The sequence below is a fragment of the Pseudomonas sp. PsB genome, from assembly GCF_043658375.1.
GTDB classification, from domain to species: Bacteria; Pseudomonadota; Gammaproteobacteria; order Pseudomonadales; family Pseudomonadaceae; genus Aquipseudomonas; species Aquipseudomonas putida_Z.
Window position 1 is genome coordinate 76,588 of record NZ_JBIGLU010000017.1, and the last position, 16,468, is coordinate 93,055.

The 16,468-nt window shown below is 62.4% G+C and carries 13 protein-coding genes and 1 pseudogene; 7 read left to right on the plus strand and 7 right to left on the minus strand.

All coding sequences use genetic code 11. The features are described 5' to 3' along the window. Positions 1 to 20: 20 nt before the first annotated feature. The 4 genes from cpaB to ACGLHT_RS19655 are packed head-to-tail and all read right to left on the minus strand — an operon-like array spanning position 21 to position 2,917. A complete protein-coding gene (cpaB, locus tag ACGLHT_RS19640) occupies positions 21 to 833 on the minus strand; it encodes a Flp pilus assembly protein CpaB (RefSeq protein WP_274120338.1) in 813 nt (270 codons plus the stop codon). A 12-nt stretch (positions 834 to 845) separates the two neighbouring features. Beyond that, the gene (locus ACGLHT_RS19645) at positions 846 to 2,180 is read right to left on the minus strand and encodes an AAA family ATPase (RefSeq protein ID WP_274120339.1); all 1,335 of its coding nucleotides are present in this window, start codon (positions 2,178 to 2,180) and stop codon (positions 846 to 848) included. A 15-nt stretch (positions 2,181 to 2,195) separates the two neighbouring features. Beyond that, a complete protein-coding gene (locus ACGLHT_RS19650) occupies positions 2,196 to 2,714 on the minus strand; it encodes a prepilin peptidase (protein WP_274120340.1) in 519 nt (172 codons plus the stop codon). Between the two features lie 23 nt (positions 2,715 to 2,737). Continuing rightward, positions 2,738 to 2,917: a Flp family type IVb pilin gene (locus tag ACGLHT_RS19655; protein ID WP_274120341.1), complete on the minus strand. Its 180-nt coding sequence runs from the start codon at positions 2,915 to 2,917 to the stop codon at positions 2,738 to 2,740. A gap of 450 nt (positions 2,918 to 3,367) precedes the next feature. On the opposite strand from ACGLHT_RS19655, the pseudogene ACGLHT_RS19660 reads away from it, so the two are divergent. Next, positions 3,368 to 4,245 (plus strand): annotated as a pseudogene (locus tag ACGLHT_RS19660) (helix-turn-helix domain-containing protein). Between the two features lie 4 nt (positions 4,246 to 4,249). On the opposite strand, the gene ACGLHT_RS19665 reads toward ACGLHT_RS19660, so the two are convergent. Both ACGLHT_RS19665 and ACGLHT_RS19670 read right to left on the minus strand, forming a co-directional pair. Then, positions 4,250 to 5,473 carry an SAM-dependent methyltransferase gene (locus tag ACGLHT_RS19665; RefSeq protein WP_274120342.1) on the minus strand — a complete coding sequence of 408 codons (1,224 nt, stop codon included), beginning with the start codon at positions 5,471 to 5,473 and terminating at the stop codon, positions 4,250 to 4,252. Positions 5,474 to 5,767: 294 nt separating this feature from the next. Beyond that, positions 5,768 to 6,385 carry a TPM domain-containing protein gene (locus tag ACGLHT_RS19670; RefSeq protein ID WP_075046203.1) on the minus strand — a complete coding sequence of 206 codons (618 nt, stop codon included), beginning with the start codon at positions 6,383 to 6,385 and terminating at the stop codon, positions 5,768 to 5,770. A 186-nt stretch (positions 6,386 to 6,571) separates the two neighbouring features. Between ACGLHT_RS19670 and bglX the strand changes: the two genes are divergently transcribed. The 5 genes from bglX to ACGLHT_RS19695 all read left to right on the plus strand — a co-directional run bounded on the left by bglX (position 6,572) and on the right by ACGLHT_RS19695 (position 15,017). After that, positions 6,572 to 8,863 carry a beta-glucosidase BglX gene (gene bglX, locus ACGLHT_RS19675; protein WP_025340465.1) on the plus strand — a complete coding sequence of 764 codons (2,292 nt, stop codon included), beginning with the start codon at positions 6,572 to 6,574 and terminating at the stop codon, positions 8,861 to 8,863. A 146-nt stretch (positions 8,864 to 9,009) separates the two neighbouring features. After that, positions 9,010 to 10,767: an ATP-binding protein gene (locus ACGLHT_RS19680; protein ID WP_137162329.1), complete on the plus strand. Its 1,758-nt coding sequence runs from the start codon at positions 9,010 to 9,012 to the stop codon at positions 10,765 to 10,767. After that, positions 10,761 to 12,095 (plus strand): sigma-54 dependent transcriptional regulator, encoded by a 1,335-nt coding sequence (locus ACGLHT_RS19685; RefSeq protein WP_137162330.1) that lies wholly within the window; start codon positions 10,761 to 10,763, stop codon positions 12,093 to 12,095. The genes ACGLHT_RS19680 and ACGLHT_RS19685 overlap by 7 nt, the downstream gene beginning before the upstream one ends. A gap of 279 nt (positions 12,096 to 12,374) precedes the next feature. Further along, the gene (locus ACGLHT_RS19690; protein WP_137162331.1) at positions 12,375 to 13,694 is read left to right on the plus strand and encodes an MFS transporter; all 1,320 of its coding nucleotides are present in this window, start codon (positions 12,375 to 12,377) and stop codon (positions 13,692 to 13,694) included. Positions 13,695 to 13,877: 183 nt separating this feature from the next. Next, positions 13,878 to 15,017, plus strand: coding sequence for a Fic family protein (locus ACGLHT_RS19695; RefSeq protein ID WP_274120343.1), 1,140 nt, complete (start codon positions 13,878 to 13,880; stop codon positions 15,015 to 15,017). On the opposite strand, the gene ACGLHT_RS19700 is transcribed toward ACGLHT_RS19695, so the two are convergent. Next, positions 14,996 to 15,748, minus strand: a complete 753-nt coding sequence (locus ACGLHT_RS19700; protein WP_137162333.1) for a hypothetical protein — start codon at positions 15,746 to 15,748, stop codon at positions 14,996 to 14,998. The genes ACGLHT_RS19695 and ACGLHT_RS19700 overlap by 22 nt on opposite strands. 343 nt (positions 15,749 to 16,091) lie before the next feature. On the opposite strand from ACGLHT_RS19700, the gene ACGLHT_RS19705 reads away from it, so the two are divergent. Next, positions 16,092 to 16,457, plus strand: coding sequence for a heme utilization protein (locus ACGLHT_RS19705; RefSeq protein WP_025340471.1), 366 nt, complete (start codon positions 16,092 to 16,094; stop codon positions 16,455 to 16,457). The last annotated feature ends 11 nt before the right edge of the window (positions 16,458 to 16,468 follow it).

The following is a 16,468-nucleotide window of genomic DNA, read 5'->3' on the forward strand; positions in this document are numbered from 1 at the left end:
CCATTCGGACGCCAGCTGCTTTAGAACCGCGCTTTCGCTACTTCAACTTCAGTCCCGCGGATGATGGTGACCGAGCCACCTTCACTACTACGATTTACCACCGGTCTCGGTTGGGGTTTGATTGCTGGCGTTGCAGCCTTCACCGGCTCGACAGCGACTAAGGCTGGCGCCTGCTTCTGAGCGTCCAGCGGATTGCGCAGGGCCAGTTGCAACTTGCCTTCGGATTGCGCCCTGACCAGCACCTCGGCCTCTTTGGCCGACATTTCCAGGGTCACGGCACGTACTACCACCGGCTGGGTCTTGTCCGTCCCCGCAGTCTGGTCCACGGCCAATACCCGGAGGTCCTGGAGGATGGTTCTGGACTCAGCGTCATTACTACCGCCATTGCTTTGCTTGGTTGCCAGAACATCGACCCGGTTACCCGGCAACAGGAACCCGCCCACCCCGACCACGTCATCCACACGCACCGAAATGGCGCGCTTGTCTGGAGCAATCAACGAAGCCAGGGTACTGCCACCCAGGTGCTCGGCCAGGCGAGCGCTACGCAGCACATCGCCGCGCAACAATGCAAAAGTGGCAATCTTGCCAACCACCTTTTCATTGCTGTCAAAGGCATCATCAGGTACCGCATCCTTGGGCATGCGCACGATGGCGACTTGCTGCGCCTCGATCATCTGCCCGAACGGGATCTCCACCGTGGCGACCACCACGTTCTTCATGTTGTCATCCGGGGCGGCGTTGAGCCGACCATTGAGCCAGTTGTTGGCCATCAAGGCGGCGCCAAGCCCCAAGGACAGGGAAACGGCAACCAGGATCAGCGTACGGGCACTCATGTCTGCATCTCCTCATCCAAGGAAGTCGATCTGCACGAAGTAGCTTTGCCAGGCCCATTTCAGCTCCTGCTCCGACAACGGCCCCTCGCCCCCCAGATAACGCTGGCGGTCAAGTGCCATGTTCAGCAGGTCGCGAGGGTGGCAGGGCACCAGCGGCACGCCTTCGGCCTCGTACAGCGCCTGTAGCGCGTAACGCAACAGCAGCGGGTCGTAATCCAGGCCCAGGCGTTCGCATTCCTGGCGCCAGATACGTTCGTACTCATCGACTTTCAGGTAGCTGAACTGCAGCTTGTAGCCAATGCGCCGCAAGAAGGCCTCGTCAGCCAACTCCAGCGGGTTGAGGTTGGTGGAGAACACCAGCACCAGATCGAACGGCAGCTCACAATGACGCCCGCCACCCAGGTTGAGGAAGTCGCGCTTCTCTTCCATCGGCACGATCCAGCGGTTGAGCAGTTCGGCCGGGGCCATGCGCTGGCGCCCCATGTCGTCGATGATGAACAGGCCATTACTGGCCTTGAGTTGCAAGGAGGCCTGGTACTGACGGGTACTGGGATCGAAGCGGACATCCAGTTGCTCCATGCCCAGTTCGCCGCCAGTGATCACTACGGGGCGTTTGCAGCGCACCAGCCGGCGATCGATGCCTTCGTTCAGCAACAGGCTGGTGGGTTGACCCTCCTCCTCCAGGCGCTGATGCACCTGAGGGTCATACACCTCGATGACCGACTCATTGATTTCTATGGCATGCGGTACCCAGATGGATTCGGCGAACAGGCGAATCAACCGGCTGCTGATGTAGGTCTTGCCGGTACCTGCGGGGCCATAAATCATGATGGCGCGCCCTGAGTTCAACGCTACGCCCAGTTGATCGAGCATGCTCTCCGAGAGCACGACGCCAGCGAACGCCGCATGCATGTCCTGCGTACTGATGCGGCCATGGTGGATGGTCTGCAGCTTGAGCAGGTCACGGTAGGCACTTACGGGGAAGGGCGCCGCGCCGATGTAGCCGCTGCGCGCCAGTGCATCTCGGGCGGTACCGCGGCCGCGTTCGGTCAAGCCGTAACGCAGCACCTGCCCCCCCGTTTGCACACCGACCTGGCCCAGTACTTCGACGCGGCCATCCTTGCGCAGAAAGGCCAGCACTTCTTCCACCACCGCACCGGTCAGCGCAAGGCGCTCGACCAAGCGCGACAGGTCCAGCGTACCGGCGTCATGCAGGTGCTTGCACAGCAAATCACCGAGAAAGCTTTCCGCCAGGCCAGTCTCGCGAACTGTACGTGGCTGAGGTGCCAGGCTCTGCACTGCGTCCTTGTCACAGGCGCCGGCACCACTGTCTCTGAGTGCGTACATTATTAGCCTCCCAGGCTATAGGCCTAGCGGTAGCCCAAACAGGCTAACAAGGGTTCCAGAAAGGATTGCGACCGAATAAGGGAATGGCTTGGCTGCAACTTCATCCGACGCTGGTGCCAAATAGGCCCCTGCCCTCAACATCAACCAGTAGCGTTGTAACGTCTGTTGCAACTGGCCGCGGACGAGCACTATCAGGATCCCGAACATGCCACCGGCTATCAGACTGAAAAGTGCAGCCGAGAGTACGTCGTACGGTGTAAGAAAGGCGCCGACCATGGCCATCAGCTTGACGTCGCCGGCGGCCATTCCCCCCAACACATACATCGGTAGAAATATGGCGAACCCGATAAGCATACTCAGCACGCCATCCCCCAACCCAGCGAGTGCTGCGGAGTAAACCTGGCCCGCCAACCCCAACCCCAGCCCCATCAAGATCAGGACGTTGGGAATGCGGTGGCGACGAAGGTCGCCCACCACCGCGATGCCCAGCAGCCCAAGCAGCAAGACAATGGCTAACAGAGACTCTGCTGACATTGCTGCATCCCCCACGGGTTTTATTAGCTAATTGCAGCTATCAAGGCGTTGATTCTTGCAGTAACGGCTGTACCCAAGTTAGTGAACGCAGTAACTACGGCAAGGGCGATCAACCCACCAGCCACCGCATATTCCACAATAGTCAGGCCATCTTCGTCTTTGACGAACTTCATCACCGAAGTCTTGATTATTTGCAGGTTCATTTCGCTCACCTCGCTAAGGACATTATTTTTCTTCCCGGGCAGTGGTGTTTTGCACTACCTGTTGCGAATCCTAGTCAGAGGGTGACAGCAGTGGTTAGGAGATTTTTGCGAATCGCTAGGACTTTTTTGCGGCCATTGGCCAGCATCGAAAAGGTGGGCGAGGTCACCAGTAAAACAGGCAGGAAACCCGAATATGAGAAGCACTTTCGTACGCATTTGCAGCCGGCTCAGGGAAAGGTTCTGGCACGTTTGTTCAAAGCCGACGAGCGGTCGCCATGATCAAAGACCAGCCTGGCTGCGGAACCTTTCTAACATCAGGGTTTTACAAAACGCATAGAACCCCTTAAGCAAAATCGATCTAAGTTCATAACCAAATTGCTCGTCGAACTAATAGTGTTTTGACAATACTGCTGCTCGTAGGGAAACTCCCAGCACTAAGGTTAAGTCACGATGTCTAACCCGGGCACAAAGCCGCTGTTGTTGTGGTTCGATCTGACACGCGATCATTCCACCGAAGCGCTGATGGCACAGTTCAGTCATGTCTGCGATTGCAAACTGGCGAAGGCCGTGGCGCATTCCGAACGCCAGCAGGCAGACATGATCTGCATGCATTTCGATCGCCCCGATACCCTCAACCTCAACCTGTTGCTGGAAGTGAAGCGCAACTCACCGTCAATCCCGGTCACCATGTTCACCGTGCAGCACTCCGAAGAGTTGGCCGTCTGGGCCATGCGTTCGCGGGTCTGGGAGTATCTGGTATTGCCGCTGACAAGCGGTGAGAAAAGTCGCTACATCGATGTCCTCAAGCAGCTTTGCGACATACGCCGCGCCAGCAAGGCCTCAGGCATGCGCAGCGCATCGATCACCTTCCCTCCCTGCCGGACAGCATTCGCCTGACCGGCGAACACCACAAGCACCAGGCGCTCAGCAAGGTCATGCCTTACATCGACCAGCACTTTCGCGAATGTGTCGATCAAAAGGACCTCGCGCAGCGCTGCGGCATGACCACGGCCCGCTTCAGCCGCCTGTTCAAGGAAGTCAACGGCGTTGGGTTTCTGGATTACATCCTGAGCAAGCGCATGAACCTGGCCATGGACCTGCTCGTCAACAGCCAGATGCCGATTACCAGCATCGGCTATGAGGCCGGCTTCAAGGACCCGTCCTACTTCGCCCGCACCTTCAAGCAGGTCAGCAACTGCACGCCCAGCGAATACCGCCAGGCCCGCCAGCTCGAAGCGACGGCCAGCGAAAGCGAGCCCTTGAAAGGTTCGAATGCGCCACTACTGGATAACGTGTTACCGAGTGCGGCGTTTCACAAGAGCCGCTGAAGGATCACACGCCAGGCAGCAACCCGTCCCCTCGCAACAACGTCTCCAGGCAATGCTCCTGCACTCCATAGAACGCCTTGAGCTGCCCGATCTTCTCCAGCAACGCGCCGTTGTCCCCTGCCTGGCGCCGCTTCACCGCAAGAATCATCTTGTTCTTGTTGGTGTGCTCCAGCGAGATGAACTCGAACACCTTGGTCTCGTACCCGCAGGCTTCCAGGTACAGCGCGCGCAGGCTGTCGGTCAGCATTTCGGCCTGCTGGCCCAGGTGCAGGCCGTACTGCAGCATCGGCTGCAACAACCCCGGGCTGTGCAGTTGCGGGCGGATCTGCTTGTGGCAGCACGGCGAGCACATGATGATCGCGGCGTTGCAGCGGATGCCGGTGTGGATGGCGTAGTCGGTGGCGATATCGCAGGCATGCAGGGCGATCATCACCTCGATGGCCTCGGGCACCACGCTACGCACATCACCACACTGGAACTCCAGGCCCGGGTGCTCCAGGCGCAAGGCGGCGGCGTTGCACAAGTCGACCATGTCCTGGCGCAGCTCGACGCCGGTTACCTGCGCTTCGCGGCCCAGGCTGTTGCGCAGGTAGTCGTGCATGGCAAAGGTCAGGTAGCCCTTGCCAGAGCCGAAGTCGGCCACCCGCAGCGCCTGCTCCGCCGGCACCGGGGCGCTGGCCAGGGCGTGGTCGAAGACTTCGATGAACTTGTTGATCTGCTTCCACTTGCGCGACATGGACGGGATAAGCGCGCCTTGTGCGTCAGTCACGCCGAGGTCACGCAGGAATGGCCGCGACAGCTCCAGATAGCGCTTCTTTTCGCGGTCATGGCCGCTGCTGCTGGCAGCTTCGCGCGGTGCCTGTGCGCCGTGGCGCTGGAGCATGGGCTTGCCCTTCTTGCTGAAGGTCAACTGCACCTCACCGTCGGCGTCGAACAGGTGCGCGTTGCGGAAACTGTCCGGCAGCAACTCGGCGACCAGCGCCTGGGCCTGATCCAGCGCCAGGTTGCGGGTGATGTCGCGGGTCTGGTGGCGATAGACCAGCGACAGGCACGGCTGGCCCTTGACCTGCAGCGGCTTGGCAATGATCCGTTGCAAGGTCTGGTCGGCACCGACATGGCGCGCCAAAACCAGTTTGACCAGGTTATTGCCATGCAGGGCGGCGTTCAGCAGGTCGAGAAACTGGGTGCGCGCATCCGGCGCGGATGGGGCAGAAGAACTGGCGGACATGGAAAAACGGTGCCTCGGATAGCGGGGAGCGCATGGCGCAATGCGCGCATTCTACAGGGTGGCTAACTTCCTGTGGGAGATCGCCCAGTCGTTTGGGCTGCGCTGTCGCGTAGAGAACTGAATTCGCAAGCGGTACGCGTACCCTGTGGGAGCGGCTTTAGCCGCGAAGAATCCAACGCGGTGCATGGCACCGGCTGCGCCGGTGTTCGCGGCTAAAGCCGCTCCCACAGAGTCCCTGCTAATTCAATGAGTTATGTGCAGTTCTAAGGGCGCGTCAAGCCATCGGGGTTCGGCTCAATCGAGAATCACCAACCGGTTGGGCAACTCGTTACGTGCATGGGTAGGCGGCACATGTTCGCTGAGCAGTTCGCCGCACGCCTCGATGCACTCTACAAAACCCTGCAAGGTGCGGCCCTGGCGTACCTGTTCAGCAAAGCGAGCGACGATGGCCGCGCGGGCGGTGGCATCCAGATGGTGTTCGATACCACGGTCGACCAGGATCTCCACATGCCGCTCCGCCTCGCTGACGAAGATCAGTACGCCCGTGGCACCAGCAGTGCGCTGCAGGTTCTGTTCGCGAAACTGCTGACGGGCCAGGCGCGAGGCGCGCCAGCGGCGCAGGGCCCGGGGGATCAGCCAGCCGGCCAGGCGTGGGCTGCGCAGCAGCAGGCACAAGCCGACGAACAGCAGCACATTGGCCACCAGCAAGCCACGCACTCCGGGCCAACCCAGCAGCCAGTGCAACAGGGCCGGCACGGCCAGCGCCAGCACGGCGGCCCAGAACAACGGCCAGTAGGCGTAGTCATCGGCCCGGCGGGCCAGCACCGTCACCAGTTCGGCATCGGTGCGCCGTTCGGCACGGGCAATGGCTTCGGCGATCTGGCGCTGATGGTATTCGTCGAGGGGGGTCATGCCGTCGGTCTCTTGAGCGTTCTTATAGTTGTTGTCCCGGCATTCGGGGCTTCGTCCGCAGGCGACATATTCAGGCATAATCCGCCGCTGGAAGAAATGCCTGCAAATCGTACAACAATAGCCGCCTGAAAACTTCGGCCGCGCGCGTATCACCGTGGATACGGCAGAGGCCCCACAACGGAATTGATGATGAAACTGTCTTTGCTGGGCCTGGCCATGGGCCTTGCCAGTCAGGCGGCCCTCGCCGCCCCCTCCGCCCCGCCCCTGCAAGACAAGCAGGCGTTCATCGACCATCTGATCAGCCAGATGACCGAAGCCGAAAAGATCGGCCAGCTGCGCCTGATCAGCATCGGCCCGGAAATGCCCCGCGACAAGATTCGCGAGGAGATCGCCGCCGGCCGCATCGGTGGCACCTTCAACTCGCGTACCGCGCCCGAGAACCGGCCGATGCAGGACGCGGCCATGCGCAGCCGCCTGAAGATCCCGATGTTCTTCGCCTACGATACCGTCCACGGCGAACGCACCATTTTCCCGATCGGCCTGGGCATGGCCGCGACCTGGGACATGGACGCCGTCGCCAAGGTCGGCCGCACCGCCGCCATCGAAGCCGCGGCCGACGCCCTGGACATGACCTTCGCACCGATGGTCGACATTGCCCGCGACCCGCGCTGGGGCCGCACCAGTGAAGGCTTTGGCGAAGACACCTACCTGACCTCGAAAATCGGCCAGGTGATGGTCCGCTCGTTCCAGGGCAGCAGCCCGGCCAACCCCGACAGCATCATGGCCATCGTCAAGCACTTCGCCCTGTATGGCGCGGTGGAAGGCGGGCGCGACTACAACACGGTCGATATGAGCCTGCCGAAAATGTACAACGACTACCTGCCGCCCTACCGCGCCGCGCTTGACGCGGGTGCTGGCGGGGTGATGGTGGCGCTGAACTCGATCAACGGCGTGCCGGCCACCTCCAACACCTGGCTGATGAACGACCTGCTGCGCAAGGAGTGGGGCTTCAAGGGCGTGACCATCAGCGACCACGGCGCCATCCAGGAGCTGATCCGCCATGGCGTCGCCCGCGACGGCCGCGAAGCCGCCAAGCTGGCGATCAAGGCCGGCATCGACATGAGCATGAACGACACCCTGTACGGCGAAGAGCTGCCAGGCCTGCTGAAGTCTGGCGAAGTGACCCAGGGCGAGCTGGACCAGGCGGTGCGCGAAGTGCTGGGTGCCAAGTACGACATGGGCCTGTTCAAGGACCCGTACGTGCGCATCGGCAAGGCCGAAACCGACCTGAAGGACTACTACGGCAACGACCGCCTGCACCGCGACGCCGCGCGTGACGTGGCGCGCCGCAGCCTGGTGCTGCTGGAAAACCGCAACCAGACCCTGCCGCTGAAAAAGGCCGGCACCATCGCCCTGGTCGGCCCGCTGGCCGATGCCCCGATCGACATGATGGGTAGCTGGGCTGCCGACGGCAAACCAGTGCACTCGGTGACCGTGCGCGAAGGCCTGCGCCGCGCCGTGGAGGGCAAGGCCAAGCTGGTCTACGCCAAAGGTTCCAACGTCACCGGCGACAAGGCGATGTTCGATTACCTGAACTTCCTCAACTTCGATGCTCCGGAAATCGTCGACGACCCGCGCCCACCCGCGGTGCTGATCGACGAGGCGGTGAAGGCGGCGAAGCAGTCCGATGTGGTGGTGGCAGTGGTGGGTGAATCCCGCGGCATGTCCCACGAGTCGTCGAGCCGTACCACCCTGGAAATCCCCGCCAGCCAGCGGGAGCTGATCAAGGCCCTGAAGGCCACCGGCAAGCCGCTGGTGCTGGTGCTGATGAACGGCCGCCCACTGTCGATTGCCTGGGAACGCGAGCAGGCCGACGCCATTCTGGAAACCTGGTTCGCCGGTACCGAAGGCGGCAACGCGATTGCCGACGTGCTGTTCGGCGATTACAACCCGTCCGGCAAGCTGGCCATCACCTTCCCGCGTTCGGTCGGGCAGATCCCGATGTACTACAACCACACCCGTATTGGCCGGCCCTTCACGCCGGGCAAGCCGGGCAACTACACCTCGCAGTACTTCGAGGAGCCCAATGGCCCGCTGTACCCGTTCGGCTATGGCCTGAGCTACAGCAGCTTCGAGCTGTCGGGGCTGAAGCTGTCGAACAAGGACCTCAAGCGTGGCGACACGCTGGAAGCCAAGGTGACGGTGAAGAACACCGGCAAGGTGGCAGGCGAGACCGTGGTGCAGCTGTACCTGCAGGATGTATCTGCATCGATGAGCCGCCCGGTGAAGGAACTGAAGAACTTCCAGAAGCTGATGCTCAAGCCTGGCGAATCGCGCACGTTGAGCTTCCGCATCAGCGAAGAAGACCTGAAGTTCTACAATGGCCAACTGCAGCGGGTTGCCGAGCCAGGGGAATTCAATGTCCAGGTCGGGCTGGATTCCCAGGCGGTGCAGCAGCAGAGCTTTGAACTGCTGTAACTGACCGGTTTGCCTGTACCGGCCCCTTCGCGGGTAAACCCGCTCCCACAGGTACTCCGCAAGCAGATGGCCTGCGCGATACCTGTGGGAGCGGGTTTACCCGCGAAGAGGCCGGCCCTGATATCCCATTCATCCGGATCCGCCCCATGCCCTTTTCCGTTCGCGCCCTGCGTCTGGGGCTGATCACCCTGCTGATCGTGCTGGGCACCGCCCTCAGCGCCGGCTGGGCCATGCACCAGGCCAAGCGCCAGGCCATGGAAGCCGACGCCCAGCGTGCCAGCCAGCAGTTGGGCCTGTACGCCAATGCCCTGCACACGCTGATCGACCGCTACCGCGCCCTGCCCGCCGTGCTGGCACTGGACCCGGAGCTGATCGCCGCCCTGCGTGGCCCGGTCAGCGAACCGGTGCAGGACGCCCTGAACCGCAAGCTCGAACGCATCAATGGCGCCGCCAACTCCTCCACCCTCGAACTGCTCGACCGCACCGGCCTGGCCATCGCCGCCAGCAACTGGCGTTTGCCCAGCAGCTACGTGGGCTCCAACTACGGTTTCCGCCCCTACTTCAAGCAGACCCGCAGCCAAGGCAGTGGCCGCTTCTACGCCGTGGGCGTGACCAGTGGCGTGCCGGGCTACTTCCTCGCCAGCGCGGTGAACGACGAGCATGGCCGCTTCCTCGGCGCCATGGTGGTGAAGCTGGAGTTCCCCGAGCTGGAACGCGAGTGGCGCCAGGGCAGCGACATCCTGCTGGTCAGCGATGCCCGTGGCATCACCTTCATCGCCAACCAGGACGGCTGGCGCTACCGCGAACTGCAGCCACTCAGTGGTGCCGACCGTGCCGAACTGGCCGAAACCCGTCAGTACGACAAGCAACCGCTGGTGCCGCTGCAGCACCAGGTGCTGACCCGCTTTGCCGCCAACAGCACCCTCAGCCGCGTGCAAGGCCCGGAGGGCAGCGCCGAATACCTGTGGGAAAGCCTGCCACTGGAGGGTGAAAACTGGACCTTGCATCTGCTGCGCAAGCCGCAGGTGGCCGCCGACGGTCGCAATGCCGCCCTTGGCGCCGCCGCAGTGTGGCTGAGCCTGGTGTTCGCTGCGCTGTTCGTCAGCCAGCGCCTGCGCCTGGCCCGCTTGCGCCAGCGCAGCCGGGAGGAGCTCAAGCGCCAGGTCGAGGAGCGCACCCGTGAGCTGCGCACCGCCCAGGAGGGGCTGGTGCAATCGGCCAAGCTGGCGGCGCTGGGGCAGATGTCGGCAGCCATGGCCCATGAAATCAACCAGCCGCTGACCACCCAGCGCATGCAGCTGGAAACCCTGCGTCTGCTGCTCGACCATGGCCGACATGACGAAGCACGCCAGGCACTGGAGCCGCTGGAGCAGATGCTCACACGCATGGCCGCGCTCACCAGCCACCTGAAAACCTTCGCCCGCAACAGCCCGGTCGGCCTGCGCGAGCGCCTGGACCTGGCCACCGTGGTCGACCAGGCCCTGCACCTGCTGGAAGCACGCATTCGCAGCGAAGAAGTGGAAGTAGCCCTGTACCTGGCGCGCCCGGCCTGGGTGCGCGGAGATGCCATTCGCCTGGAGCAGGTGTTGATCAACCTGCTGCGCAATGCCCTCGACGCCATGACCGACAAGCGCTACAAACGCCTGGAGATCCGCATCGAGCCCGACGGCGAGCTGTGGCGCCTGAGCGTGCTGGATTCGGGTGGCGGCATTGCCGAGGCCGACCTGGCCAAGGTCTTCGACCCGTTCTTCACCACCAAGCCGGTGGGCGAAGGGCTGGGGCTGGGCCTGGCCATTTCCTACGGTATCGTCCACGAGGCCGGTGGCCAGCTGCAGGCCGAAAACCTGCCTGGCGGCGCGCGCCTGAGCCTTACCCTGCCCCGTGACCTGGAGCCTGTATGTTGAATTCAGTGATCGTCGTCGATGATGAAGCCAGTATCCGCACCGCGGTCGAGCAATGGCTGAGCCTGTCCGGCTTCAGCGTGCAACTGTTCGCCCGCGCCGAAGAATGCCTGGCACACCTGCCACGGCACTTTCCCGGGGTAATCATCAGCGATGTACGCATGCCGGGCATGGATGGCCTGCAATTGCTCGAACGCCTGCAGACGGACGACCCCGACTTGCCGGTGATCCTGCTGACCGGCCACGGCGATGTGCCCATGGCAGTGGAAGCCATGCGCAGCGGGGCCTACGACTTCCTGGAAAAACCCTTTACCCCGCAGCACCTGCTGGGCAGCCTGCGCCGGGCCCTGGAAAAGCGCCAGCTGGTCCTGGAAAACCGCCGGCTGCACGAGCAGGCCGACCTAAAGTCACGCCTGGAAGGCACGCTGCTTGGCATGTCCCAAGGCCTGCAACAGCTGCGCCGGCAAGTGCTGGACCTGGCCTGCCTGCCGGTCAATGTGCTGATCCGCGGCGAAACCGGCAGTGGCAAGGAGCGCGTGGCGCGCTGCCTGCACGATTTTGGCCCGCGCGCCGGCAAGCCGTTCGTCGCCCTCAACTGTGCAGCCATCCCCGAGTCGCTGTTCGAGGCCGAGCTGTTCGGCCATGAAAGCGGCGCCTTCACCGGCGCCCAGGGCAAGCGCATCGGCAAGCTGGAGTACGCCAACGGCGGCACGGTGTTCCTCGACGAAATCGAAAGCATGCCACTGGCCCAACAGGCCAAGCTGCTGCGGGTGATCCAGGAACAGAAGCTGGAGCGCCTGGGGGCCAACCAGAGCATCAGCGTCGACCTGCGCATCATTGCCGCGACCAAGCCCGACCTGCTCGAAGAAGCCCGCGCCGGGCGCTTCCGCGAAGACCTTGCCTATCGCCTGAACGTGGCCGAGCTGCGCCTGGCGCCATTGCGTGAACGGCGTGAGGACATTCCACTGCTGTTCGAGCACTTTGCCCGTGCCGCCGGCGAAAAGCTTGGCCGCGCAGCCCCACCACTGTCGGGTGCGCAACTGGCGCAGCTGCTGTCACACGACTGGCCGGGCAACGTGCGTGAACTGGCTAACGCGGCGGAACGCCATGCATTGGGGCTGGGCTCACCGAACATCGAGGTGGCGCCTGCCGGGCAGTCGCTGAGCGAGCAGATGGAAGCGTTCGAGGCGCAATGCCTGCGCGCGGCGCTGCGCCAGCACGGGGGCGCGATCAATGCAGTGATGGAAATGTTGCAGCTGCCGCGGCGCACGCTGAACGAGAAGATGCAGCGGCATGGGTTGGTGCGCGAGGACTTCATTGGGCGGGAATGAGCGGAAATCCGCCTATCGCGCTCGGTCACTAAGCAAATAACCGCTCATTAGCTGGATTCTTTTGGGGCTGCGTTGCAGCCCTTCGCGGGCACGCCCGCTCCCACAGGGAAACGCGAAGAGTCAGACGTCACGCGGTCCCTGTGGGAGCGGGCGTGCCCGCGAAGGGGCGCGCAGCGCCCCCATTTGAAGCCCAACGCACCCATTTGGCACACCTTCTGCAATTGCCTTGGCAAGCTGCGCCACGGCGCGCTCCACAAAAACAACGAGAAGGTATCCCTGATGGATAATGCCACCTCCCTGCCAGCCGGGGCGGCCACCGCGCCTGCCACAGAAAAAACCACCGCCAGCCGCCTGAAGTCGATCTTCAGCGGGTCCATCGGCAACATGGTCGAATGGTACGACTGGTACGTCTACGCCGCATTCTCGCTGTACTTCGCCAAGGCCTTCTTCCCAGCCGGCGATTCCACCGCACAATTGCTCAATACCGCCGCGATCTTCGCCGTGGGCTTCCTCATGCGCCCGATCGGTGGCTGGCTGATGGGCCTGTACGCCGACCGCAAAGGCCGCAAGGCCGCATTGATGGCCTCGGTGCTGCTGATGTGCGCCGGCTCGCTGGTCATCGCCCTGACCCCGGGCTACGAAACCATCGGCGTCGCCGCCCCCATCCTGCTGGTCATTGCACGCCTGATGCAGGGCCTGTCGGTGGGTGGTGAATACGGCACCTCGGCCACCTACCTCAGCGAGATGGCCAGCAAGGACCGCCGTGGCTTCTTCTCCAGCTTCCAGTACGTCACCCTGATCTCCGGCCAGCTCATCGCCCTGGCGGTACTGATCGTCCTGCAACAGACCCTGACCACCGAGCAGCTGTATGCCTGGGGCTGGCGCGTACCGTTCGTGATCGGTGCGCTGTGCGCCGTGGTGGCCCTGTACCTGCGTCGCGGCATGGAAGAAACCGCCTCCTTCACCAAGAAGGAAAAGGCCAAGGAAAGCCTGATGCGCACCCTGCTGCGCCACCCCAAGGAGCTGATGACCGTGGTCGGCCTGACCATGGGCGGCACCCTGGCCTTCTACACCTACACCACCTACATGCAGAAGTACCTGGTCAACACCGTGGGCATGAGCATCAGCGACTCGACCACCATCTCGGCCGCGACGCTGTTCCTGTTCATGTGCCTGCAGCCGGTGATCGGCGGCCTGTCCGACAAGATCGGTCGACGCCCGATCCTGATCGCCTTCGGTGTACTCGGCACCCTGTTCACCGTACCGATCCTCAGCACCCTGCACACCATCCAGACCTGGTGGGGCGCGTTCTTCCTGATCATGGCGGCGCTGATCATCGTCAGCGGCTACACCTCGATCAACGCCGTGGTCAAAGCCGAGCTGTTCCCAACCGAAATCCGCGCCCTGGGCGTGGGCCTGCCGTACGCCCTGACGGTGTCGATCTTCGGCGGCACCGCCGAGTACGTGGCCCTGTGGTTCAAGAGCGCCGGCATGGAGAGTGGCTTCTACTGGTACGTCACCGCCTGCATCGCCTGCTCGCTGCTGGTTTACGCGACCATGAAGGACACCAAGCAGCACTCGCGGATTACCACTGAGTGATGCTGGCCTGGCAGTACTGAAAAGGGGCGCTCCAGTGCATGGGGCGCCCTTTTTTTGTGATACGCGGCAGCCTGTGAGCCGATTGACGGGCCTTATTCGGCTCACAGGATGAGCCGAATAGCGCTATTATTCGGCTCACAAGGTGAGCCGAATAGCCGGCTCATTCGGCTCATGGGACGGATCATGAATAGCCCCTTATGGATCTGGCAGCAACCTGCCTGGCCACGCTTCACCTGGCAAAACGAAGCCATCGCCCCAATGCTACGCAATTGCATCGACATGCAAGGACGCCTGCTGGGCAAGATCGGCAGCGTCGATGCACTCAGCGAGTGCCAGAACATCCTCGATACGCTGCTGCAAAACATCGTCACCTCTTCGGCAATCGAAGGTGAGCAGTTGAACGTGGGTTCTGTCCGCTCTTCCCTCGCTCGCCGGCTGGGCATCGAGGAGCATGGACCTACCAATGCCCGCAGTGAAGGGCTGGCGGAGCTGATGCTGGATGCAACGCAAGGGTATGACCGACCGCTGACCCTGCAGCGCCTGTCCACCTGGCACCAGTGGCTGTTCCCACTGGCACAAGGCGCCTTGAGCAAAGCGATACTGGTCGGCCAGTTGCGTGATGAAATGCCCATGCAGGTGATCTCCGGCCGGCTAGACAAGCCTACCGTGCATTTCGAAGCACCACCGCGCGATGGCCTGGAAGCCCGACTCAACGAGTTTCTCGACTGGTTTGCCAACAGTCGCGATTCCACCAGCCTGGACCCACTGCTACGTGCCGGCATCGCCCACTTCTGGTTCGTCACCCTGCATCCGTTCGACGATGGCAATGGCCGTCTGACTCGGGCAATCACCGACCTGGCGCTGGCGCAAGGTGAGCGACAGGCCATTCGTTTCTATGCCATGTCTGCCAGCATCCTCGAAGACAGGGCCGGCTATTACCAAGTGCTGGAGAACAGCCAGAAAGGCGACCTGGATATCACCCGCTGGCTATCCTGGTTTCTTTCTACCCTGCTGCGCAGCCTGGAACAGGCCCTGGCCAATATCGACCGGATACTGGCCAAGGCCAGGTTCTGGCAAGCACATCGCTCAGATGGTTTGCTGCCCGAACAGGTAAAGGTGCTCAACAGGTTGCTCGATGGCGGCCCCCGAGGATTCGAGGAAGGCATCAACGCAGCGCAATACCAGGCGGTGGCGAAGGTATCAAAGGCCACTGCGACCCGCCACCTGTCCGATCTGCTCGACAAGGCCTGCCTGGTTCGCCTGCCTGGCGGGGGCCGCAGTACCCGCTACCGCATCAACACTCAGGACATCTCCAACGCCTGACGCGGCTCACGGCGCTGGTACCAGGTGGCCATCAGCACCAGTACCAGCAACACCCCGCCCAGCACCGCCGAAGAGCCGACCGTGCCGAAGTCCAGGCCGCCCTTCTCGTGGGGCTTGGTAAGGAAGTCGCCCAAGGTGGCGCCGAACGGGCGGGTAAGCACGAACGCAACCCAGAACAACACCACGCCAGGAATGCGTGTCCAGCAGCGGGCCACGACTACCAAGGCGATGGCACTGCCGATCAACAGTGCGCCACCGGCAAAACCGAGCCCCGAGTCATCGGCCAGGTAATCGCCCAGCGCCGTGCCGAGGGTGTTGGAAAACAGGATCGCCACCCAGTAGAACAATTCGCCCGTGCGGTTCTTTATGCGGGTGACATCCAGCGGGTTGCCGCTCAGGCGCCATACCAGGAAGGTCAGCAGCAGGATGCCGATGAGGATGGCCGAACCCGCGGCGTAGCCCAGGCCCAGGGTGCGGTCCATGAAGTCGGACATGGTGGTGCCGGCGGTGCTGGTGGAGAGGATCACCAGCCAGTACAGCATCGGATGGTAGCGGCGCGAGTACAGCTGGCCGAGCAAGGTCAGCAGGAACACGCTGATCAGCAGCAGCGAGCTGAGGGCATAGCCGATGTCCAGGGTCATCGACAGCAAATCACCCGCCGTTTCGCCAAGGGTGGTAGCGCAGATCTTCATGACCCAGAAGGCCAAGGTGATTTGCGGAAGTTTGTTCATTGTTGTGCCGCTCCGGTTTGAGGTGCGGCGATGGTGCTGAGCAGCATTTGAAAAATCGGTTGGTGATGTATGAAAAATGCGTTGAGCAGCCTTCAATGACAGATTTTTCATCCTTAACGCCCCATTAATTCCACCCCCTCAAGCTGCAATGGCTGGCAGAACGTCGGCGCATCCGCGGACACATCCTGAGCCAGAACCGCTGCCAGAGCCCAAGATGCGCGCCAATATATATCTAATTATTCGATTTTTAAGCGCTATTATTTGCGCTTTTTAATCAAGTTAATCGGCGTAGGATTAAACCCATAGAAACAAAACAACCTCAAGAACCCCTGGAGCAACGACCATGAAAAACAAACTGATCCTCACCCTGGCCCTCTCGGTTTTCGCTGCTGGCGCCTTCGCCGAAGATGGCTTCAACCGCACCAACGCCCACACCTTCGCAGCGACCCAGAGCCAATCCGCTGCCTACGCTGAAGATGGCTTCGACCGCACTGGCGGCCAGCGTTTCGCCGAAGACGGCTTCGACCGCACCGGTGGCCAGCGTTTCGCCGAAGACGGCTTCGACCGCACCGGTGGCCAGCGCTTCGCCGAAGACGGCTTCGACCGCACCGGTGGCCAGCGCTTCGCTGAAGACGGCTTCGACCGCACTGGTGGCCAACGTTTCGCCGAAGATGGCTTCGATCGCACCAACGCCCACCGCATCAGCTGATCCCTGATGCG